The sequence below is a fragment of the Pararhodobacter sp. genome (assembly GCF_036802785.1).
In the GTDB taxonomy this organism is placed as follows: domain Bacteria; phylum Pseudomonadota; class Alphaproteobacteria; order Rhodobacterales; family Rhodobacteraceae; genus Pararhodobacter.
Window position 1 is genome coordinate 1 of record NZ_DAIRVN010000064.1, and the last position, 21,762, is coordinate 21,762.

Annotated in this window: 19 protein-coding genes and 1 pseudogene; 12 read left to right on the forward strand and 8 right to left on the reverse strand. The window is 67.1% G+C overall.

Annotation, left to right across the window (positions count from 1 at the left end; translation table 11 throughout):
* The first annotated feature begins 7 nt into the window (after window positions 1–7).
* A complete protein-coding gene (locus tag V7Q53_RS17800; RefSeq protein ID WP_333830105.1) occupies window positions 8–1,207 on the forward strand; it encodes an AI-2E family transporter in 1,200 nt (399 codons plus the stop codon).
* A gap of 54 nt (window positions 1,208–1,261) precedes the next feature.
* On the opposite strand, the pseudogene V7Q53_RS17805 reads toward V7Q53_RS17800, so the two are convergent.
* The 4 genes and pseudogenes from V7Q53_RS17805 to V7Q53_RS17820 all read right to left on the reverse strand — a co-directional run bounded on the left by V7Q53_RS17805 (window position 1,262) and on the right by V7Q53_RS17820 (window position 6,087).
* Window positions 1,262–1,973 (reverse strand): annotated as a pseudogene (locus tag V7Q53_RS17805) (alanyl-tRNA editing protein).
* Entirely contained in the window at window positions 1,970–4,549 is a 2,580-nt protein-coding gene (locus tag V7Q53_RS17810) for a DUF3772 domain-containing protein (protein WP_333830077.1), read from the reverse strand. The pseudogene V7Q53_RS17805 and the gene V7Q53_RS17810 overlap by 4 nt, the downstream one beginning before the upstream one ends.
* 5 nt (window positions 4,550–4,554) lie before the next feature.
* Window positions 4,555–5,583: a cysteine synthase A gene (locus V7Q53_RS17815; protein ID WP_333830079.1), complete on the reverse strand. Its 1,029-nt coding sequence runs from the start codon at window positions 5,581–5,583 to the stop codon at window positions 4,555–4,557.
* 69 nt (window positions 5,584–5,652) lie between these two features.
* Entirely contained in the window at window positions 5,653–6,087 is a 435-nt protein-coding gene (locus V7Q53_RS17820; protein WP_333830081.1) for a hypothetical protein, read from the reverse strand.
* A gap of 175 nt (window positions 6,088–6,262) precedes the next feature.
* Here V7Q53_RS17820 and truB point away from each other — a divergent pair, with 175 nt between their 5' ends.
* From truB to V7Q53_RS17860, 8 genes are all read left to right on the forward strand, one after another.
* On the forward strand, window positions 6,263–7,168 hold the full coding sequence (truB, locus tag V7Q53_RS17825) for a tRNA pseudouridine(55) synthase TruB (protein WP_333830083.1): 906 nt from the start codon (window positions 6,263–6,265) through the stop codon (window positions 7,166–7,168).
* A 159-nt stretch (window positions 7,169–7,327) separates the two neighbouring features.
* Complete coding sequence (locus V7Q53_RS17830; protein ID WP_333830085.1) at window positions 7,328–7,819, forward strand: VOC family protein; 492 nt, start codon at window positions 7,328–7,330, stop codon at window positions 7,817–7,819.
* A gap of 65 nt (window positions 7,820–7,884) precedes the next feature.
* Window positions 7,885–8,742 (forward strand): branched-chain amino acid aminotransferase, encoded by an 858-nt coding sequence (locus tag V7Q53_RS17835; protein ID WP_333830087.1) that lies wholly within the window; start codon window positions 7,885–7,887, stop codon window positions 8,740–8,742.
* The gene (locus V7Q53_RS17840) at window positions 8,742–9,824 is read left to right on the forward strand and encodes a hypothetical protein (protein ID WP_333830088.1); all 1,083 of its coding nucleotides are present in this window, start codon (window positions 8,742–8,744) and stop codon (window positions 9,822–9,824) included. Before V7Q53_RS17835 ends, V7Q53_RS17840 begins: the two co-directional genes overlap by 1 nt.
* Before the next feature lie 22 nt (window positions 9,825–9,846).
* Window positions 9,847–10,302, forward strand: a complete 456-nt coding sequence (locus V7Q53_RS17845) for a universal stress protein (protein WP_333830090.1) — start codon at window positions 9,847–9,849, stop codon at window positions 10,300–10,302.
* Between the two features lie 63 nt (window positions 10,303–10,365).
* Window positions 10,366–11,085 (forward strand): orotidine-5'-phosphate decarboxylase, encoded by a 720-nt coding sequence (pyrF, locus tag V7Q53_RS17850; protein ID WP_333830091.1) that lies wholly within the window; start codon window positions 10,366–10,368, stop codon window positions 11,083–11,085.
* A gap of 495 nt (window positions 11,086–11,580) precedes the next feature.
* Window positions 11,581–12,744, forward strand: a complete 1,164-nt coding sequence (carA, locus tag V7Q53_RS17855) for a glutamine-hydrolyzing carbamoyl-phosphate synthase small subunit (protein WP_333830092.1) — start codon at window positions 11,581–11,583, stop codon at window positions 12,742–12,744.
* Window positions 12,745–12,858: 114 nt separating this feature from the next.
* A complete protein-coding gene (locus tag V7Q53_RS17860) occupies window positions 12,859–14,817 on the forward strand; it encodes a glycosyltransferase family 2 protein (RefSeq protein WP_333830093.1) in 1,959 nt (652 codons plus the stop codon).
* Window positions 14,818–14,914: 97 nt separating this feature from the next.
* Here V7Q53_RS17860 and V7Q53_RS17865 read toward each other — a convergent pair whose 3' ends face one another.
* On the reverse strand, window positions 14,915–15,571 hold the full coding sequence (locus V7Q53_RS17865; RefSeq protein WP_333830094.1) for a GntR family transcriptional regulator: 657 nt from the start codon (window positions 15,569–15,571) through the stop codon (window positions 14,915–14,917).
* A gap of 135 nt (window positions 15,572–15,706) precedes the next feature.
* Between V7Q53_RS17865 and V7Q53_RS17870 the strand changes: the two genes are divergently transcribed.
* From V7Q53_RS17870 to V7Q53_RS17880, 3 genes are all read left to right on the forward strand, one after another.
* Window positions 15,707–16,357 (forward strand): pyrimidine 5'-nucleotidase, encoded by a 651-nt coding sequence (locus V7Q53_RS17870; RefSeq protein ID WP_333830095.1) that lies wholly within the window; start codon window positions 15,707–15,709, stop codon window positions 16,355–16,357.
* Window positions 16,358–16,483: 126 nt separating this feature from the next.
* Complete coding sequence (locus V7Q53_RS17875) at window positions 16,484–16,756, forward strand: hypothetical protein (RefSeq protein ID WP_333830096.1); 273 nt, start codon at window positions 16,484–16,486, stop codon at window positions 16,754–16,756.
* 106 nt (window positions 16,757–16,862) lie between these two features.
* The gene (locus V7Q53_RS17880) at window positions 16,863–18,053 is read left to right on the forward strand and encodes a UbiH/UbiF family hydroxylase (RefSeq protein WP_333830097.1); all 1,191 of its coding nucleotides are present in this window, start codon (window positions 16,863–16,865) and stop codon (window positions 18,051–18,053) included.
* Window positions 18,054–18,240: 187 nt separating this feature from the next.
* Here the strand turns inward: V7Q53_RS17880 and glmM are convergent, their stop codons facing one another.
* From glmM to V7Q53_RS17895, 3 genes are read right to left on the reverse strand one after another with little or no spacing between them, the layout of a single operon-like run.
* Window positions 18,241–19,584, reverse strand: coding sequence for a phosphoglucosamine mutase (glmM, locus tag V7Q53_RS17885; protein ID WP_333830098.1), 1,344 nt, complete (start codon window positions 19,582–19,584; stop codon window positions 18,241–18,243).
* A complete protein-coding gene (gene folP / locus V7Q53_RS17890; RefSeq protein WP_333830099.1) occupies window positions 19,581–20,600 on the reverse strand; it encodes a dihydropteroate synthase in 1,020 nt (339 codons plus the stop codon). Before folP ends, glmM begins: the two co-directional genes overlap by 4 nt.
* A 42-nt stretch (window positions 20,601–20,642) precedes the next feature.
* Window positions 20,643–21,575 (reverse strand): dihydroneopterin aldolase, encoded by a 933-nt coding sequence (locus V7Q53_RS17895; protein WP_333830100.1) that lies wholly within the window; start codon window positions 21,573–21,575, stop codon window positions 20,643–20,645.
* Window positions 21,576–21,762: the final 187 nt, after the last annotated feature.

Consider the following 21,762-nt stretch of genomic DNA (forward strand, 5'->3'; position numbering starts at 1 on the left):
CCCTAGGATGCCGCCTGTCCGCCACCCCAGCGAAAAGCCCGAAATGAGCGCACCCACCGCCCCGCAACAGCCCCACGACAACCGCGCCCCGGCGCAACTGTCGCCGTTTGAACGCTCGCGGTTGCAGTTGTGGCTTCTGGGCATCATCGCCTTTGCGGTGATCCTGTTCCTGCTCGTTCAGGCGCGCTTCATCCTGATCTCGCTGGTGATCGCGATCATCCTCTTTTCGCTGACCACCGATGCCATCGGCTCCATCTCGCGGCTCAGAATCGGTAACTGGCGGATCACCAACTGGCTGGCCTCGATGGCCGCCTTCGTGCTGATCTCGTCTGTCCTGCTGGCGCTTTCCGGGATTGTGCTGGTGCAGGTCAATACCGTGGTCACTACCACCATCGCCTATACCGATCAGGCGGTCAGCGCGATTGCCGCCCTCTTCGCCTGGATGGGGCCGGATACCGAGGCGTCGATCGCCGCCTCGATCCGCTCGATCGAGCTGTCGGGCTATATCCGCACCGCTGCCGGGCAGGCGGGCAACGTGCTTTCCGCGACGACGCTGGTGATTTTGTTTGTGGGCTTTCTGTTTGCCGAGCGCATCTGGTTCGATACCAAACTCGAAAGCCTGATGCAGGACAAGACGCGCGCGCGCCAGATCAGCCTGATCATCCGCTCGATCATCCGGCGCGTGAACCACTACCTGCTGGTGAAAACCGGGGTCAGTGCGGTGACCGGGCTGTCGGTCTATCTGGTGATGGTGTTCTTCGGGCTGGAATTCGCGGCGGCGATGGGCATCGTGACCTTCATCCTGAACTACCTGCCCTCGGTCGGTTCGATCATCGCCACCGGCCTGATCGCGCTTGTGGCCTATCTTCAGGTCACTGACCCGGCCTTCGCGCTGCTGATCTTCGTGATCGTGGGATTGTTGCAGTTCGTGCTGGGCTCGGTCATCGACCCGATGCTGATGGGGCGGACGCTGCGGGTGTCGTCCTTCGGGATCATCATTGCGATGGCGTTCTGGGGCGCGGTATGGGGCGTGCCGGGGATGTTTCTGGCCGTGCCGATCATGGTGGCGATCATGATCATCTGCTCTCACATCCCCTCGGCGCGCGCGGTGGCCATCCTGCTTTCGCGCGATGGTCTGCCCGAGATGGACCCGTCCGAGCAGATCACCGCTGATTTCCCGCCCCGCCCTGCCGAAGCGGCCGAATAAGCGCCTCACAGCCAAGGGTGCGCGGGCTGCGGGCGCCGTGTCAGGCGCGCCACGCTAGACCAGCAGAAGCGTCACGCGCCGGTTCTGGCGGCCCTTCTTTTCGATCTTGCCCAGCGCCACCCGCCCGATCTCGGCGGTGCGCGCCACATGGGTGCCGCCGCAGGGCTGCAGGTCCACCTGACCGGCGCCTGTGCCAATGCGGATCAGCCGCACCCTTCCCTGCCCTTTCGGCGGCGCGACAGACAGGGTTTTGACCAGCCCCGGACTGGCCGCCAGTTCGGCCTCGGTGATCCAGTCCTCGGTCACCGGCAGGTCGCGCGCGATCAGCTCGTTCAGCGCCGCTTCCAGCGCGTCCTTGTCGCCGGGCTTCGGGCATGTCGAAGTCCAGCCGCCCCTTGCCCGCACCGATTGACCCACCAGTCACCGGCAAGGGCAACACCACCGACAACAGATGCAACGCGGTATGGACGCGCATGTGCAGGTGGCGGCGGTCCCAGTCCAGCACCATCCGAACGGTCTGGCCAGTCGCCGGGCCATTCGCTGCCGGATCGCAGACCAGCGCCAGAGCGTCGCCCGCCTTCACGGTATCGGTGATCTCCAGCGCGCCGCCGTCCCATTCCAGCCTGCCGCTGTCGCCCGGCTGGCCGCCGCCCGCCGGATAAAACACCGAGCGGTCCACGATCAGCGCGCCGGTCTCGGTCAGGCCGGTCACCCGCGCTTCACAGTCGCGCAGATAGGGGTCGGTGCGGTACAGGGCTTCGGTCATTCGTTATTCTCGTCGCTGTTGCTTTCCGGCTCGTCGTCGCTGTCAAATTCCAGCTCAGGGCTGGGGGCCGAACGAGGATCAGCGGCCGAGCCCGCCACAGGTGCTCCTGCCAGCGCGGTTCCCGCCAGCAGCGCCGCCCCCCCGGCAGCCGCCGCAGGTGCGGCAGCGCCCGTGGGGCTACCAGCGGCACCCTGCGCGGCGCCCGGCAGCACCTCAGGGTTGCGCAACCAGATATCGCGCTGCGCGAAGGGAATTTCGATCCCTTCGGCAACAAAGCGGCGGGCGATTTCATGGTTGATATCCGACATCACCCGCAGCTTGAAATTGACATCGCGCAGGATGGCGCGGATCTCAAACTCCAGCGCATCACCCCCGAAGCGCATGAACAGCACGCTGGGCGGCGGGCTCATCACCACCAGCGGCTGGGCCTCGATGATCTCGCGCAGCAGCGCTTCAACCCGGCGGGTGTCGGTGCCATAGGCCACACCCACCGGAAGGATCAGCCGGCCGGTCTTGTTGGATTTGGTGTAATTGGTGACCGAGCTTGAAATCAGGTCGGCATTGGGCACGATCACTTCGGAACGATCAAAGGTTTCAATCACCGTCGAGCGCACCGAGATACGGCTGATCGTGCCGGTGACCGGCCCCACATCAACCCAGTCGCCCTCGGAAACCGGGCGCTCGATCAGCAGGATAAGGCCCGACACAAAGTTCGACACGATGTTCTGAAGGCCAAAGCCGATACCGACCGACAGCGCCCCGGCGACAATCGCCAGCCCCGACAGGTCAATCCCGGCGGTAGAAAAGGCCACCAGCGCCGCCGCCACAATCCCGATATAGCCGACGCCGGAAACCATCGCCTTCTGCGCGCCGCGTTCCATCGTCGTCTTGGGCAGGACCGAGGAGGCCAGCGCCCCCTGCAAAGCCCGCGTGATCAGGAAGCCGACCACGAAGACCAGAATGAAGGACAGGATATTGGCGGGCGAGATGCGCGCCTCGCCCAGGGTAAAGCCCTCGCGGAAACGCGCCCAGAGTTCCAGCAGTTCGGTCCCGCGCACCCCCCAGATGAGCGCCAGCACCGGCATCGCCATGATCGCCAGTGCCATCCCCGCCAGCGCAGGCACCAGCGCCTCGGAAGCGCCCTCGTGATCATCCCCCACCACGGCGTCATAGATCGCCGTGATGAGCCGGTGCAGGATGATGGTCACCGCCACCAGCGTAAGCGAGGCGATCAGCGGAATGACAATCTGCAAGGCTGCGGTGACATAGCCCACCGCCCCCAAAACCACCGCGACGACCGACAGCACCATCACCGCCTTGGCGCCCAGCCGCAGCATCCGGTCAAAGAAACTGGCCGAGGTTTCAGGCCCGGCGGCGGCCTCCAGCGACTGATGGCCCCAGAGCAGGCGGCCCATACGGAACAGGAACAACCCGGCCAGCACCACGAGCGGGAACATCAGCGCCGCATTGGCCGCATCCGTCTGCAGGTCCGGGGCGATAAGCGGCTCATACAGCAGCCGGATGGCCACCGTCACGCCCAGCACAAGCGCCAGCACACGGCCCCGGCGGCGCTCGTCATCCTCCAGCCGCAATGGCAGGCCCGGGTCAGGCAGTTTCGGAAAGACCTGCAACGACACCCAGCGCGCCAGAAACACCACCATCCCGGCATAGACCAGCGCTTCGGCCAGCGCCTCGACAGTGGGGCCGCTCAGGCGGCTGGACTGGATCGCGGTGGAAAGCAGCGTCAGGCCGACAAAGGGCACCAGAAGCTGCGCCAGCGACAGAACAAAGGCCGCAACCACCCGCCCGCGCAGCATGGCGGTGCTTTGCAGCAGGCGCACGGTCAGCTGCTCCATCCAGTGCCGCCCGCGCAACAGCAAAAGCGCGGCCAGCGCCAGCGCGCCCAGCGTGATCGGCAGATCCGCGACCAGTTCCTCGCGGCGCGCCGGGTCAAGCCAGGCGTTATACACCTCGCCATACACCGTCAGGCCCGAGCTGATCAGCACATTGCCGCCCGCCCACCAGTTGGCCGGGTTCAGCGGCGTGGGCCAGAGGGTCAGCAGCGCATCGGCCTGCCGCTCCCGCAGCACCCGGTCGATGGCGCGCACGATGCCGTCCGCCCGGCGAAAGGCCTCGTCGGCGGTCAGAAGCGGCGCCTGCCGCTGCGCCAGCCGCTCGTTCAGATCAATGCGCCGCGCGGCAATCTCGGGCGCCTCGGTCTCACCCTCGGCGGGTACCGGGCCCAGCGCCGCGATCTGCTCGCGCAGGGTCTGGGTGCGGTCAAGATTGGCGGTCTGCGTTTCCAGAAACTGAAGGCGGAACGCCACAACGTTTGCGCGCAGGGCCTCCAGTTCGGCAGAGGGTGTCCGGGCACTTTCCACGGCGGCTTCGGCGCGCTCGGCAAGCAGATCCCAGAGGGCATAATTCGGGCCCTCGGCCTCGCCGGTCTGGGCCTGAGCGCTGCCCGCCGACACAAGCACGGCCAACAGGAAAAGGGCCGCGAGAAACCGCAGCCCGGCCAGCACCGCCAGCGCATGACGTAAACCAGCACCCATACCAGCCAGACCCGCTTTCATGTGCCTCAGTCGATGCGCACATCCGGCAGGGTGCGCGCAGCACGGTCCATCCATTCGGGCACCGGCAATCCCTTATCCTTCAGGAAGGCGGGATTGAACAGCTTTGACTGGTAGCGCGTGCCGTAATCGCACAGAACCGTGACGATCGTATGCCCCGGCCCCATGGCCCGCGCCATGCGCATCGCCCCGGCAATGTTGATCCCCGATGAGCCACCAAGGCAAAGCCCCTCCTCTGCCAGCAGGTCAAACACCACCGGCAGCGCCTCGCTGTCCGGGATGTTGAAGGAATGGTCGGGCGTGAATCCCTCCAGATTGGCGGTGATACGCCCCTGCCCGATCCCCTCGGTGATGGAGGAACCCTCGGATTTCAGCTCACCCGTGGTGTAAAAGCTGTGCAGCGCCGCACCGTCCGGGTCTGCAAGGCCGATCTTCACGCCCTTTGGCTGAAGCGCCATCGCCACCCCGGCCAGCGTGCCGCCCGAACCCACGGCACAGATGAACCCGTCCACCTTGCCGCCGGTCTGTTCCCAGATCTCGGGGCCGGTGGTTTCGATATGGGCCTGACGATTGGCGGTATTGTCGAACTGGTTGGCCCAGATCGCGCCGTTCGGCTCGGTTTTGGCCAGCGCTTCGGCCAGACGGCCTGAGTAGCGGACATAGTTGTTGGGGTTCTTGTAGGGCGCGGCGGGCACCTCCACCAGCTCGGCCCCGGCAAGGCGCAGCATATCCTTCTTTTCCTGGCTCTGCGTCTCAGGAATCACGATAACGGTGCGGAACCCCATCGACGACCCCACCAGCGCCAGCCCGATCCCGGTATTGCCCGCCGTCCCCTCGACAATGGTGCCGCCGGGCTTGAGCGCGCCGCGCGCAACCGCATCGCGGATGATGAAAAGCGCCGCGCGGTCCTTGACCGACTGGCCGGGGTTCAGAAACTCGGCCTTGCCCAGAATTTCGCAGCCCGTGGCCTCGCTGGCCTTGTTCAGCCGGATCAGAGGGGTGTTGCCGACAGCCTCGGCCAGATTACGACGGATCATTGCGCTCCCTTTCGTTCAGACAGCCCGTTGGCCGCAAAGCCCTTCAGGCACAGGCGTTTCGCAAGCGGTTCAGTGCAGCACACCGCGCCGCTTCTGCCCGCGCGCATAGAGCCAGCCCAGTGTCGGCATCAGCGCCAGCGCGGCGACCATTCCGTGCCATCCCGGCACCGCCAGCGGCCCCGCAAGCGCCACCGTGACCCCGGCCGCAGCAAAGGCCCCCAGCACCGCCAGCATGGCGACCGCAGCGGCAAAGATCAGCAGGACCGAGGCGTCATCGGCAAGCAGCAAAAACGCCGCGCCCAGCAGCCCCAGCCAGACCGCCATCGCCCAGACAACCTTGAGCCAAAGCGCGTCCAGCGGCAGCGCCGCCATCAGGGCGGGCGCATCGGCGACAAGGTGGAACCGCTCATTGAGATAGTCAAACCCCAGCGCAGCGTGCCAGAGCACCAGAAGCAGCGCGACTGGCAGCAGATGCCAGGGCCGGTCGGAAGTGGCAGGGGACATGGCGATGCGCCTCGCTTCAGGTTGCATTTTCCCCAACCTGACGCGCCCCGGCGAAACTGTCCAGCCCCCCCGCCCCTCAGGCTTGTGGTCCGGGCCGTTTGCGGTTGGGGCTTGCCCGTGCGCGCGGGGCGGGCTAGACCGCGCGCCCTGAGTAAAGCAGAGGGCACGGGGGCATATGGCACGCAAACGCAAGGGCCGCGCGATCAATGGCTGGCTGGTGGTGGACAAGCCTGCGGGCGTGACCTCGACCACTGTTGTCACCAGGGTGCGGCGCGCGCTGGATGCGGCCAAGGCCGGGCATGCGGGCACGCTGGACCCCGCCGCCACCGGGGTCCTGGCCGTGGCGCTGGGCGAGGCCACCAAGACCGTGCCCTTCGTCACCGATGCGATGAAGGGCTATCTGTTCTGCGTGCGCTTCGGGCAGGCCACCACCACCGATGATGCCGAAGGCAGCGTGATCGCAACCTCCGATCTGCGCCCCACCGATGCGCAGATCGAAGCCGCGCTGACGGGCTTTCGCGGCGATATCATGCAGGTTCCGCCGCAGTTCTCTGCCGTGAAGGTGGAGGGTGAGCGCGCCTATGACATCGCCCGCGAGGGTGAGGCGATGGAGCTGGCCGCGCGCCCGCTCTTCGTTGAGCGGCTGGAAATGACCGCGCATCCGGATGCAGACCATGCCGAATTTGCCATGGTCTGCGGCAAGGGCGGCTATGTGCGCTCCATCGCGCGCGATCTGGGCGCGGCGCTGGGGTGTCATGCGCATGTGGCATGGCTGCGGCGCGAATGGTCCGGCCCGTTTCTGGCCGATGACGGCCTGTCGCTGGACCAGATCGAGGCGATGGCAGGTACGCCCGAGCTGGACGCGCGGCTGCTGCCGCTGGAAGTGGCGCTGGCCGATCTGCCGCAGCTTCCGCTGACCGCCGAAGGGGCGGTGCGGGTGCGTAACGGCAACCCCGGGCAGGTTCTGTCCGCGCAGGCCCGGCCCGGCGATACCGCATGGGCCAGCTTTCAGGGCCAGCCGGTTGCGGTGGGGGTCTATATCGGCGGCGAGCTGCATCCAAGCCGGGTGTTCAACCTCTGATCAGGGGCGCCACAACTGCGGCTCAGTCAAACCGACCCCTGCACAGCGAAAGCACCGGGCCGGTTGTGAGCTGTCGCACAGCGGGGCTGCGCTTTTGCCCGTTTTCTCCGCCCTTTGGCAGGCCTATCTATGGGTCATATCCAACCCGGAGAGCGCATCATGCCCAGCCAACCCGCCATTGCCCCCGCCCAGACGCGAATCGGCCATGTCCATCTGAAAGTCGCCGATCTTGATCGCGCCATCGCCTTTTACCGCGATCTGCTGGGGTTTGAGCTGACCCTGCGCTACGGGCCGGGCGCGGCCTTTCTGGGCGCGGGCGGCTATCACCACCATATCGGGCTGAACACCTGGGAAAGCGCCGGTGCCACGCCGCCCCCTCTGGGCCATACCGGGCTTTACCATACCGCCATCCTGTATCCGGACCGCCGCGCGCTGGCCCAGGCGCTCAAGCGCGTGCTGGCCGCCGGCATCGCGCTGGACGGCGCCGCCGATCATGGTGTCTCGGAGGCGATCTATCTGCGCGACCCCGATGGCAACGGGGTGGAGCTGTACCGCGACCGCCCCGAAAGCACCTGGCCGCGCGATGCGCAGGGCCAGATACAGATGACCAACACGCGCCTTGATCTCGCCGCCCTTCTGGCCGAGGCCTGACCCCCTCTGGACGCCCGCGCGCTGTGGTGCTTTAGTCACCGCAACACGCATGGAAGGACAGCGACATGGCCACGGGCACCAACATCCGCACCTATTTTGAAGGCGCATGGCATCAGGGCGATGTGCCTGTGATGCGCGCCGCCGATCATGGCGCATGGCTTGGCACCACGGTGTTTGACGGCGCGCGCTTCTTTGACGGCATGACCCCGGATCTGGAGGCGCACTGCGCGCGCATCAACCGCTCTGCCGAGGCACTGATGCTGACGCCCACGGTTTCGACCGAAGACATGGTCGCCATCGTGCGCGAAGGGCTGAAGGGGTCCAGCGCGCCCTGCTATATCCGGCCCATGTACTGGGGTCTTGACGGCGGCGCGCTGGGGATCGTGCCCAAACCCGGCGCAACCGGCTTCTGCATCTGCCTTGAAGACATCCCGATGCCCGCGCCCGATGCCGCCACCACGCTGACCACCACCCGCTTCCGCCGCCCGACGCTGGACAATGCGGTGGTCAACGCCAAGGCAGGCTGCCTCTATCCCAACAACGCGCGGATGCTGGCCGAGGCCAATGCAAAAGGCTTCGGCAATGCGCTGGTCTGCGACAGCCATGGCAATGTCGCCGAAAGCGCCACCGCCAATGTCTTCATGGTGCGCGATGGCGTGGTCTTCACCCCCATCCCCAACGGCACCTTTCTGGCCGGGATCACCCGCGCGCGCCATATCGCCAATCTGCGCGCTGACGGGATGGAGGTGCGCGAATGCGTGCTGACGCTGGATGATTTCCGCAAGGCGGATGAGGTGTTCCTGTCCGGCAATCTGGCCAAAGTGACCCCGGTTTCCGCCTTTGATGATGTGTCCTATCCCATCGGGCCGGTGACGAAACGCGCACGCCAGCTTTATTGGGACTGGGCCGCCAGCACGCGCTGATGCGCCGGGCGCTGCACGGCGTGGTGACCGCCGTCTGTATGGGCGGCACCGCGCTGGGTACCGGGGCCGTGCTGCAGCAATCCCCGTTCACCGCGCCCTTTGTCGAACGCAGCACCCATGACGTGCAACGGGCGCTGGAGCGGGCGACCGCCCGCACCGTCACCCCTGAATGGCTGCTGCCCCGGCTGACCGAGGCACTGGCGGAAGAAGACCGCGACCGGGTCACCATGCTGACCGCCCTCGCCCAGGACCACGCCATCACCCTGCCCGCGCCCCTGCCCGAACAGATCGCCGCTTTTGAGGCCGCGCAGGAAGGCTGGCTGCGCGGCGCCACCGATTGCGCGCTCTGCGCCTATGACATAATGTCCTGCCCCTCGATCACGCTGATCGGCGCCTGCGCCGTCCCGGTTGAGCTGACCCCGCTGGGCGATATCAACGCCCTGCGCCGCGCGGCGGTGGCGGCGCTGAGCGGCGAAGAGCCGGACCAGCTGGAAGTCGGGCTGGCGGTTGTCGGGCTGGGCGCCACGGGGTTGGTGGTGGTCAGCGGCGGTAGCACCGTCACCCTCAAGGCCGGTGCCACAATGCTGCGACTGGCGCGGCGGCTGGGCACGCTCACGCCGGGCCTGATGCGCAGCCTGCGCAGCGCCAGCGACATCCCCGTGGTCTGGTCGCGCATGCCCGATTTCGCGCTTGGCCGCGCCCCGCTCTCGGCGGTCACCGACACGGCACGCCTGTCCGATCTGGGGCGGATGACGCAGAATGTCGGCACCCTCGGGCGCAACACCTCAACCGCCGATGCGCTGGTCCTGCTGCGCCATGTCGACAGCGCCGAGGATGCCGCGCGCATGGCAAGGCTGAGCACGGCCGCAGGTCCCGGCACCCGCCGAACGGTCGAGGTGCTGGGCAAGACCCGCGCCTTCCGCGCACTGGTCCGCCTCAGCAACGCGGCAATCGCCGCGCTTGCCCTGATCTATGCTTTGGCGCTTCAGCTCCTGCTTCTTGCCGGTTCATGGGCAGGCAGCAGGTTGCTCAGAATGCTGACCCGCCCGCGCGCTGGACACAGCCGCGCGCCGGTGTCATGATAATTGAAACAGGGAGCCATGAATGCGCAAGTTTCTCGTCGTTCTCGACGACAGCCGCGAATGCCTGAACGCCATTCGCTTCGCGGCACTGCGGGCCTCGCATACCGGGGGCGGGGTGCAGATATTGTCGATCATCCCGCCGGACGAGTTCCAGCACTGGATCGGCGTGGCCGATCTGATGCGCGCCGAAGCCCGCGAGCGGATTGAGGCCCATTTTGAGGTCTTCGCCAAATGGATGCGCGACCGGCAGGGAATCGACCCGGAACTGGTGATCCGCGAGGGTGAGCCGGTGGATGAAATCCTCGCCCAGATCCGCGATGACCCGCGCATCGGCATTCTGGTGCTGGGCGCAGGCACCGACCGCTCCGGCCCGGGGCCGCTGGTGACACAGCTGACCCGCAGCTCGGGCGCGCTGCCGGTTCCTATCACGATTGTGCCGGGCGGGCTGTCGAAGGAACGCATGGAATCCATCGCCTGATGCTTGCATCACCCCCGGCCCTGCGCCAAAGAGGCGCGACCCGCCAGCGCACAGGAGCCGCCCATGCCCGCCCACACAACCGCTACTGCCGCCGATGACCGCCTGATCGTCGCACTCGATGTCCCCGATGTGCTGAGCGGGCTGGAACTGGCCAAGACGCTGGGCGACGGGGTGAGCTTTTACAAGATCGGGCTGGGCATGCTGACCGGCGGCGGGTTGGCTTTGGCCAATGAGCTGAAGGCCGAGCACGGCAAACGGATATTCCTTGACCTTAAGCTCTTCGACATCAGCGCAACCATCGAAGCGGCGGTGCGCGGCATTGCCCGCTACGATCTGGATTTCCTGACAGTGCACGGCGACCCGCATGTGGTGCGCGCAGCCTGCGAAGGGGCGGCGGGAACGGAGCTGAAAATCCTGGCAGTAACCATCCTGACCTCGCTTGACCGGCAGGATCTTGACGAGGCGCTGCTCGTCCCCGGCGAACTGAGTGACATCGCCACCCAACGCGCCGCCCGCGCGCTCGGCGCGGGTGCCCATGGCGTAATCGCAAGCCCGCATGAGGCCGCCCTGATCCGCGCCCTGCCCGAAGCGGCAGGCAAACTGATCGTCACCCCCGGCGTACGCCCCGCAGGCACGTCAAAAGGCGACCAGAAACGCATCGCCACCCCCGCCGATGCCATCCGCGCGGGCGCCGATCACATCGTCGTGGGCCGCCCGGTCTGGCAGGCCGCCGACCCGAAGGCCGCTGCCGCCGCCATCCGCTCGGAAATCGCCGGTATCTGACCCCCCGGCGCGGCGCGGCGCGGCTCCCGCCCGTCTTCGCATCGCGGCTGCGCCGCAACACTCATCCCGTTTGGCCAGGCCGCGCGGCATCAGGGGGCGTTGCCCCCTCTTCTTTTTCAGGTGTCAGGGGGCTTCGCCCCCTCTGGGCCTGCGGCCCATTCCCCGGCCTCGCCACGGGCTCGGCGTTCGCGGCTGGGGCCTTCCACTGGAAGGCCCCCGAGACGCCGCTCACCCCCCGCGTACTTCCGGCAAGATGAAAGGAGGCGCCGCGCCCCTGCTTCACCTGTTCAGAAATATCCCGGGGGAGTCCGGCCATCGTAGATGGACGGGCGGGGGCAGAGCCCCCCTTTCTGAGCAAAGAGACTTCTGCGAAGCAGGCATTCAGGTCAACGGGCAGGTCAACGGGCAGGTCAACGAGGCGCGCAATGCACGCATGGCCTTGATTCTGGCGCGGCATGCCTTTACGGGTGGCCAAATTCTGACAGGAGTCATCCGATGCCCGCAGCCCCTTCGCCTGCCAAGCCGACCGCATGTCTTGTTCTTGCCGACGGGACCATCTTTTACGGGCGCGGGTTCGGCGCGACCGGTGAGACCGTGGCGGAGCTCTGCTTCAACACCGCGATGACCGGCTATCAGGAAATCATGACCGACCCCTCCTATGCCGGTCAGGTCGTGACTTTCACCTTCCCGCATATCGGCAATACCGGCGTCACCCCCGAGGATGACGAGACCGCCGACCCCGTCGCGGCCGGCATGGTGGTGAAATGGGACCCGACCGAGCCCTCGAACTGGCGCGCCACCGGCGATCTGGTGGAATGGCTGACCCGGCGCGGCCGCATCTGCATCGGCGGCATCGACACGCGCCGCCTCACCCGGGCGATCCGCCAGCAAGGCGCTCCCCATGTCGCGCTGGCCCATGACCCCGAGGGCAATTTCGACCTGGAGGCGCTGGTGGCGAAGGCGCGTGCCTGGAAGGGGCTTGTGGGCCTTGATCTGGCGAAGGATGTAACCTGTGCCCAGAGCTATCGCTGGGATGAGATGCGTTGGGCCTGGCCCGATGGCTATCTGCGCCAGACCGCCCCGATTCACCGGGTGGTGGCGATCGATTACGGCGCCAAGCGCAACATCCTGCGGTGCCTCGCCTCGGCGGGATGTGATGTCACCGTCCTGCCCGCCACCGCGACCGCCGAAGAGGTTCTGGCGCTGAACCCCGATGGCGTTTTCCTCTCCAATGGTCCCGGCGACCCGGCGGCGACGGGTGACTATGCCGTGCCGATGATCCGGGGTGTTCTGGCGCAGGATATGCCGGTTTTCGGCATCTGTCTGGGTCATCAGATGCTCGCGCTCGCGCTCGGTGCGCGCACGATCAAGATGAATCACGGCCATCACGGCGCCAACCATCCGGTCAAGGATCTGGAGACCGGCAAGGTTGAGATCACCAGCATGAACCACGGCTTCACCGTTGACAGCCAGACCCTGCCCGAAGGGGTTCTGGAAACGCATATCAGCCTGTTCGACGGCTCGAACTGCGGGATCCGCATGGCCGGTCGCCCGGTCTTTTCGGTGCAGTACCACCCCGAGGCCAGCCCTGGCCCGCAGGACAGCTATTACCTGTTCGAGCGTTTCGCGGCTGCGATGGCGGCGCGCAAGGTGGCCTGAGGGTTTCCGTTCGCACTTTAACGCTCTGTTAACCGCTCGCTGGGTAAGGTGGACGGGAACCGGGCTGAACCCGGCTGGCCTTGGCCCCCGCAGGGCCGCAAGCGGGAGGGTGCGATGGGACTGGCGCGCTTGCAGCGTGATTGCTGGCCCGATGAAGCGGCAGAGGTGCCGGGCGCCACGCCTGACCACCCCGCCGATACCCCGCCCAGCGCCTCCGGTCGGCGCCCGCTGGGCATGATCATGCTGGAAGCCGGGGCGCTGGCCTCGGCGGATCTGATGCGGGCGCTGACCATCCAGCGCCGTGAGAACGCGCGGCTGGGTGACATCCTGCGCGCGCATGGCATGGCCAGCGAAGAGGCGATTGTTCAGGCGCTGGCCGTCCAGCACCAGACAACGGTTCTGAACAGCGCCACCAGCCGTCCGGACCCGCGACTGATCGACCTTCTGGGCCCTGAGCGCTGCCTTGCCATGGGCTGCCTGCCATGGCGGCGGGCGGGGGCGGTCACGCTGGTGGCCACAGCCATGCCAGACCGTTTCGCCGAACACCGCACTGCGCTGGAAACCATGCTGGGCCCCGTGGCAATGGCTGTCGTCTCGGAAAGCGAGTTGCATCGCGCGCTCATCAGATCACGGCGCAACCTTCTGACACTGCTTGCAGAAACCTGCGTTCGCGCCGAAGAGAGCTGCCGGATCTGGAACGCGCGGCGCTTCAGCATCCTGCTGGGGATCTCGCTGGCGGTGATGACCTTTTCGGCGGTGATTGCCCCGGTCGCCAGTTTCATGGTCCTTTTCGGCATCGTCGTGGTCGCGCTCCTGCTGGGGACGGTGCTGCGCGTCGCCGCCACGGTCACCCAGTTGCGCAGCCTGCGCCATGCAAGGCCGGTGATGCCCCGCCCACCTCCGCCGCAGGCCACCGCGCAGGCCCCGCCGGTCCGCAAACCCGTGATTTCGATGATGGTCCCGCTGTTCCGGGAGCCAGATATCGCCGCGCGGCTGGTGGCGCGGCTGGGCGCACTGACCTATCCGCGCGAGCTGCTCGATGTCATGCTGGTGGTGGAGGAGGACGATGACCTGACGCGCGCCGCATTGGCCCGCGCCCGCCTGCCGCACTGGATACGCATCATTCCGGTGCCTGATTCGGCCCTGCGCACCAAGCCGCGCGCGCTGAACTATGCCCTGAATTTCGCCCGCGGCAGCATCGTCGGCGTCTATGATGCCGAGGATGCGCCCGCGCCTGACCAACTCCACCGCGTCGCCGGGCGCTTTGCGCAGGGCGGGCCGGATCTGGCCTGTGTGCAGGGTGTGCTGGATTACTACAACCCCGGCACCAACTGGCTGTCACGCTGCTTTACCATCGAATACGCCGCATGGTTCAGGCTGATTCTGCCCGGTTTTGAAAAGCTGGGGCTGGCCGTGCCGCTGGGCGGCACCACGCTGTTCTTCCGGCGCGATATCCTTGAGGAACTGGGCGGCTGGGATGCCCATAACGTGACCGAAGACGCCGATCTGGGCATCCGGCTGGCCCGCCACGGCTACCGGACAGAACTGCTGGATACGATCACGCTGGAGGAGGCCAATTGCCGCGTTCTGCCATGGATCCGGCAGCGATCACGCTGGCTGAAAGGTTATGCGATGACCTATGCGGTGCATATGCGTGACCCGTTGCTTTTGTGGCGGCAACTGGGGGCGTGGCGCTTTTTCGGCTTTCAGGTGCTGTTTCTGGGCACGCTCATCCAGTTTCTGCTCGCCCCCATCCTCTGGAGCTTCTGGCTCATGCTCTTCGGTCTTGGCCACCCGCTTGCCGATGCATTGCCGGGTGCCGCGCTTCTTGCCATCGCCGCCGTGTTTCTGGTGGCTGAGGTCACCAATCTGGCCATCAACCTCTCGGCACTGAGTGCGCGCGATCACCGCGCCCTGCGGCCATGGGCGATCAGCCTGCATTTCTATTTCCCGCTGGCCGCCTTTGCCGCCTACAAGGGCTGCTGGGAGATGATCCTCAGCCCGTTCTACTGGGACAAGACCGCCCATGGTGTGCATGACAGCACCAGCCAGCCCGCAGTGCTCAAGGCGTGAGCCGCCCCGCGGCACCGGCCTGCGCCCTCAAGGCCCCGGCCACGCCCGCCCTACTGCCGCCAATGCCCGCACCGCAACCGTCAGGCACCCTGCCCGTTCAGGGCCCTTGCCGCCGCCGGTCGCCCGATTCCAGCTTGAGCCGCGTCTCGAACGCATGCGAAATATGGGTCTTGAGCGCGGCGGCAGCCCCGTCCCCGTCCCCGCGCGCAACCGCCTCGACGATGGCGCCATGTTCATCCAGGGCCTCATCACCCCGCCCCTCGGCGGCAAGCGAGGTTGTCGCCAGCAGCGCCATCGAGCGGTGAACAAGGTCCAGTTGCTGCACCAGAAACCGGTTGTGCGAGGCCAGATGGATCTGCTTGTGAAACCGCTTGTTGGCCCGGCTCAGCGCTGCCGGATCATCCACCAGCCGCCGGTCAGCCGCAACCATATCGCGCAGCACCCGCACCTCTTCAACGGTGGCATGGCGTGCGGCCAGACGGGCGGCCAGCCCCTCCAGCTCGGCGCGCACCACATAAAGCTCGGCCAGCTGGTTATGGTCCAGCGAGGCCACGATCAGCGAGCGCCCGTCGCGCGACAACAGCGATTGCGTCTCAAGCCGCTGCAAAGCCTCACGAATCGGCGTGCGCGACACACCGAACCGCTCCGCCAGTTCCGATTCCACCAGCCGGTCGCCGGGCCGGTAAATCCCCTCGTCAATCGCGGCAAGGATCAGCGTATAGGCATCGGCCTGCTGCATACGCGTTTCAGCCATCGGCGCTTCCCCTTGTGGCCCGGTCATGCGGCCTTTCCATTGGGCGCGCAGCCTAGTGGCAAGCGCCCCCGCTGGAAACCCTGTTTTTCGCCCCAAAGGCTTGAGTTGGCGCCGTTTTCGCGTTAGCTCAGCGCCATGGTCAGCGCATCCTTCAGCCATGTTGATACCTGGGTCTTCGACCTGGACAACACCCTTTACCCGCCCGCGATGCGCCTCTTTGACCAGATCGACGCGCGGATGACCGATTTTGTCATGCGCACCACCGGCACTGAGCGCGCGCAGGCCGATATTCTGCGCAAGAAATACTGGCTGGATTACGGCACCACCTTGGCCGGGCTGATGACCCATCACGGTGTCGATCCGGTCCCCTATCTGGTAGAGGTGCATGAGATCGACTTCTCGGTTCTCAGCCCTGATCCGGCACTGCGGGCGGCGATTGGGCGGCTGCCGGGGCGGCGGATTGTCTATACCAACGGCTCGGCCCCCTATGCGCAGCGCGTGATTGAAAAGCGCGGGCTGGAGGGGTTGTTTGACGCGGTTTATGGCGTGGAACATGCGGGTTATCACCCCAAACCGCAGCCGCAGGCCTTTGAGGCGGTGTTTGCCGCAGACGGGCTTACCCCCTCGCGCGCCGCGATGTTCGAGGATGATCCGCGCAATCTGCGCGTGCCGCACGGGCTGGGCATGCGCACCGTGCATGTCGCCCCCGCGCCGCTGCCGCCAGCCGATGCGGCCCATATCCACCATCATACCGATGATCTGGGCGGGTTTCTGGCGGGGCTTTAGCCCCTGCGTCAGCGACCCCTCCATCATCGCCCCCTGCGACCAGCTGCCGCACTGCGGCGACACGTCCGATGGTGCGGCGCGCAGAAAACATATCTGTGGGGAAAATCATATCCTGTGGAGTCATCAATGAGCACCCTGACCCTTCATCCCCAGTCCCCGGCCTCCCAGTCCCCGGTTCCCCATCACCCCCAACCACTGATCCGCCGCATACCGCTTCTGGGGCCCATCGCCCGCGAACTGGCCGATGGGGATGCCGATTATCCCTTTTACCTGCTGGCCGCCCTGCTCAGCGCCTGGGGTTGCGCCTTCATGCTCTGGGGGCTTCCGGCGCTGGTGATGCCCGCGCTGGTGGCCGCGCCGCTGATGCTGGTGGTGCTGGTTCTGATCACCCGGGGCTGAATACCGCCGGTGAAAGCGGGCTGATCGTCACAGGGCTGACGGTTCCCCTCGCCCAGCGGCGCGCGCGGCGCTATATCCGGCAGGATAGCAGCGCGATGAGGGCAGTATGCGTGAGACGGTCGATATCCTGATCTCCGGCGGCGGTGTGGCCGGGCTGGCAGCCGCGGCGGCATTCGGTTCTGCGGGCTGGTCGGTGCTCTGCGTCGATCCGGCCCCCCCGGTGACCGAGGCGCAGGCCCCCGGTGCCGATCTGCGCACAACCGCCTTCCTGCAACCCTCGGTCCCGGTGCTTGAGGCCGCAGGCCTCTGGTCGCGGCTGGCCCCACATGCGATGCCGCTGCAGGTGATGCGCATTGTCGATGCCGGCGGGCCTGAGCCGGTGGCGCGCGTGGTCCATGATTTTGACGCCGGTGATGTTTCGGCCCGGCCCTTTGGCTGGAACCTGCCCAACTGGCTTCTGCGGCGTGAGTTTCTGGCGCGGCTGGATGACCTGCCGGATGTCCGCTTCCGCCCCGGTGTGGCGACCACGCGGCTGATCACCCGCGAGGCCGAGGCGCTGGTCAGCCTGTCGGACGGCAGCCTCGTTTCAGCCCGGTTGCTGATCGCCGCCGATGGTCGCAACTCGCCCATGCGTCAGGCGCTGGGGATCGGCGTGCAGACCCTGCGCTATGGCCAGAAGGCGCTGGCCTTTGCCGTCACCCACCAGGCGCCGCATGACAATGTCTCCACCGAGGTGCATCGCGCGGGCGGCCCTTTCACGCTGGTTCCCCTGCCTGACCATGAGGGCCAGCCCTGCTCAGCCGTGGTCTGGATGGATACCGGGGCCGAGATTGCGCGCCTGCAGGCGCTGCCGGTCGCGGCGTTCGAGGCCGCGATGAATGAGCGCTCAGCCGGGCTCTTCGGGCCGTTGCGGCTGGCCTCGGCCCTGACCGTCTGGCCGATCATCGCCCAGATCGCGGATCGCTTCAGCGGCGAGCGCACGGCGCTGATGGCCGAGGCTGCGCATGTGGTGCCGCCGATCGGGGCGCAGGGTCTGAACATGTCGATCGCCGATCTGGGCGCACTGCTGGATCTGGCGCGTGACGAGACGCTGGGCACACCCGCGATGCTTGATGCCTACCACCGCAGGCGCTGGCCCGAGGTGAAGCTGCGGCTGCACGGGGTTGACCTGCTCAACCGCGCCTCGATGCTGCAGGCCCAGCCGCTGCGCGACGCCCGCGCCGCGGCGCTGAACACGCTCTATACGCTGGGGCCGGTGCGCCGGGGGCTGATGCAGCTGGGCATCGGGATGCGCTGAGGCTGAAAGGCTGAAGCCGCCTCCGTGGTGGCAGAACCAAACCGCCCCCGGATCAACCGGGAAATCCCGGACACCTCTGACGAAACGAAGCACCACCCCTGCAACCTGTTCCCCCGGGGGGTAACGGGCCGCAGGCCCGGAAGGGGGGCAGCGCCCCCCTCTCCCCGCCCCCGCAGGGCGGGCGCGCTTACAGCGCGGCCTCGATCTCGGCCACCAGCCCGCCGACGATATCGTCAAGCAGCCCCTGATCCTCGCATTCCGCCATCACCCGCACCAGCGGCTCCGTCCCTGACTTGCGGATCAGAAGCCGCCCGCAGCCCTCCAGCCGGACCTCGGCCGCACGGATCGCCGACTGCACGCTCTCCGCCGTCATCGGTGCCTGACCCGCCGCAAAGCGCACATTGCGCAGCAGTTGCGGCACCGGCGCGAACTGGCGCATCAGGTGACTGGCCGGTTCGCCCTGATCGACCATCGCCTGCAACACCTGAAGCCCCGCGATCAGCCCGTCGCCGGTGGTCGCGTAATCGGTCATCACGATATGGCCGGACTGCTCGCCACCCAGATTATACCCCCCCGCGCGCATCCGTTCGACCACATAGCGGTCGCCGACCGAGGTGCGCTCAAGCCGCAGCCCGTGGCTGTGCAGATAGCGCTCAAGGCCAAGGTTCGACATCACCGTTGCAACAAGGGTGCCGTCGTTGAGGCGCTCTTCCTCGGCCCAGCGGCGCGCCATCAGCGCCATGATCTGGTCGCCATCGGCGATCTGACCATGTTCGTCGATCATCACGATCCGGTCGGCATCGCCATCAAGGCACAGGCCGATATGCGCGCCATGCGCCACCACCGCCTCAGCCGCCGCGCGCGGATGGGTCGAGCCCACCTCGCGGTTGATGTTGAACCCGTCCGGCGCCACGCCCAGCGCAATCACCTCGGCCCCCAGTTCCCACAACACCTCGGGCGCGGCCTTGTAGGCGGCGCCATTGGCGCAATCGACCACGACCTTCAGCCCGCGCAGGCTGGCACCGCGCGGCAGCGTGGTCTTGGCGTATTCGACGTAGCGCCCCAGCCCGTCATCAATGCGCTTGGCACGACCGATCTTCAGCGGCTCGGCGGGGATGATCTCCCCCGCCATGATCCCCTCGATCGCCGCCTCGGCCTCATCCGACAGTTTGAACCCGTCAGGGCCGAAAAACTTGATCCCGTTGTCGGTGGCCTGATTATGGCTGGCCGAAATCATGATGCCGACATCGGCGCGCATCGAGCGGGTCAGATACCCCACCGCAGGTGTCGGTACCGGCCCCAGCAGCAGCACGTTCATCCCGGTCGAGGTCAGCCCCGCCGTCAGCGCGTTTTCCAACATGTAGCACGAGCGCCGCGTGTCCTTGCCGATCACCACCCGGTGGCCGTTCTCGCCGCCCCGGCTGAAATGGCGCCCCGCCGCCGCCCCCAGCCGCAGCGCCATATCGGCGGTCATCGGCCAGCTGTTGGCCTGTCCGCGCACACCATCGGTTCCAAAAAGTTTCCGGCTCATTCCCCATGTCCTTCGATTGACAGCGCGCGCCAAAGCGCCAGCGCCTGCACGGTCTCAGTCACGTCATGCACGCGGATGATCTGCGCGCCCTGCGCGGCGGCCTGAAGCGCCACCGCCACCGAGCCCGGCATCCGCGCCGCCGCCGTCTCCACCCCCGAAAGCGTGCCGATGAATTTCTTGCGCGACGCGCCCAGCAGCACGGGCACCCCCAGATTGTGATAGAGTGAGAGGCCGGACAAAAGCATCAGATTATGCCGCAATGTCTTGCCAAAGCCGATGCCGGGGTCAACGATCAGCCGCTCGCGGGCGATCCCCTGATCCAGCGCGAATTCCATGCGCGCAAGCAGGCGATCATAGACATCCAGCAGCACATCGCCATAGCGCGGGTCGCGCTGCATGGTCTGCGGGTCGCCCTGTGCATGCATCAGGCAGACCGGCACCCCGGCGCGCGCCACCAGCCCCGCCATTTCGGGGTCATAGCCCAGCGCCGAGACATCATTGACCATATCCGCTCCCGCTGCCAGCGCCGCCCGGGCCACTGCGGCCTTGCGCGTGTCGATCGAGATGGGGATGGTAATGCCCGCCGCGCGGATCGCGGCAATCACCGGCGCGGTGCGGGCGATTTCGATGTCAACCGGCACTTCCCCGGCCCCCGGCCGGGTTGATTCACCGCCGATATCCAGCATATCCGCCCCCGCGCCTGCCAGTTCCTGCGCGCGCGCCAGCGCTGCCTCCGGCGCATGGGCCAGCCCCCCGTCAGAAAAGCTGTCCGGCGTGGTGTTGACGATACCCATGACCAGCGGGCGGTCGGTGGGCAGGCCCGGCAGCAACGGGCGCGGGGCGGCCAGACGGGCACAATCAGCGGGTACCAGCTCATCCGCCAGAAAACGCTGGGTGGGCAGGCCCCGCAGTGTCAGATCGGCCTCGCTCCACCAGACATGGGCACTGCCCGCCAGCGCCACAGCATCCGGCGGGCGGGGCAGATCGGTTCGCGGTAAGGGGCGCAGATAGGTCATGGCCCTGCTGAAGCAAATGCTTGCGGGCTTGGCAAGGCCCCGTCAACCGGCGGCGGGAAATGTTTCAACCGGCACGCGGCTTCCCGCCGAAAGCCCGGTGCCCTCGGGCACCACCACGGCGCGCGCCGCCAGAATTTCGGCCAGCCAGAGCGCCAGCGCCGGGCCGTCGCCCGCGCGCGCCAGCGGGCCGTCGGGCGTATCCAGCACCAGTTTCGATGGCGCCCAGACAATGGTCTGCCCCTGCCGCATCGCCCAGTCAATCTCGGTGCGGCTGGCGACGACCAGGCAGCGCCGGTCACGCGCGGCAAGGCGCCAGGCGTTCTGCTCGATCGCCAGCAGATCAATGCGCCGCTGAACCGCCGCGGGCAGTGCCGCGGCCTCCTGCCCGGCCATCGGCGGCAGCCCCACACAAAGAACCAACGGCGCCCCCCGCCCCTCCAGCGTGTCCAGCCGTTGCGGCAGGTCGGGGGCGGTGATGGCGGCATTGTCCAGGTAAACAACCAGCGGATGCAGGGCATCATCGCTGCCATCCTCGCGCAGCTGGCGCAGGGGGGCGGCGGCCCGGCTGCGCACAATCTCGATGCCCAGCGCGCCCGGCCCCCGGTCCAGCTTTTCGATGCGCACGAAAACCCGCTGCGCGCGCGGCTCTGCCAGAATGCGCTCGGCAATCCGCTCGGCCAGCGTTTCCAGCAGGTTCAGCCGCTCTGAGGCCAGTTCATCGGCGATGGCCTCGGTAATCCGGTCGTAGGACAGGATACGGTCGACATCATCCTCCAGCGGCGCGGGCGGCGGTGCCACCTCGACGACAACATTGAACAAAAGCCGCTGCCGCTGGCCGCGCTCGGTCTGGAAAGCGCCGATATCGGCCTCCACCGGGTAATCGCGCAGGGCGATCCGGTCGCGTGGATCGGTCGAGGCGGTCGCCTCGGCGCGCTCTTCCGGATGGGCAAATGCCAGTCGGATATCGGTGCTCATGGGGCCGCCCCGCTCCAGTAACCGGGCACGCGGTGGTGCCAGAAAATCAGCTCACGCGCCTTCTAGCCCATGCCACGCCGCCCGCCCAGCCCAAAGGCGCCGCTTGAGCGGACAGCCGCGACCCCCCAGCCCCCGCAAAGGCCGCCACCGGGGCGCGACCGGCACCAGAGGGGGCGCAGCCCCCTCA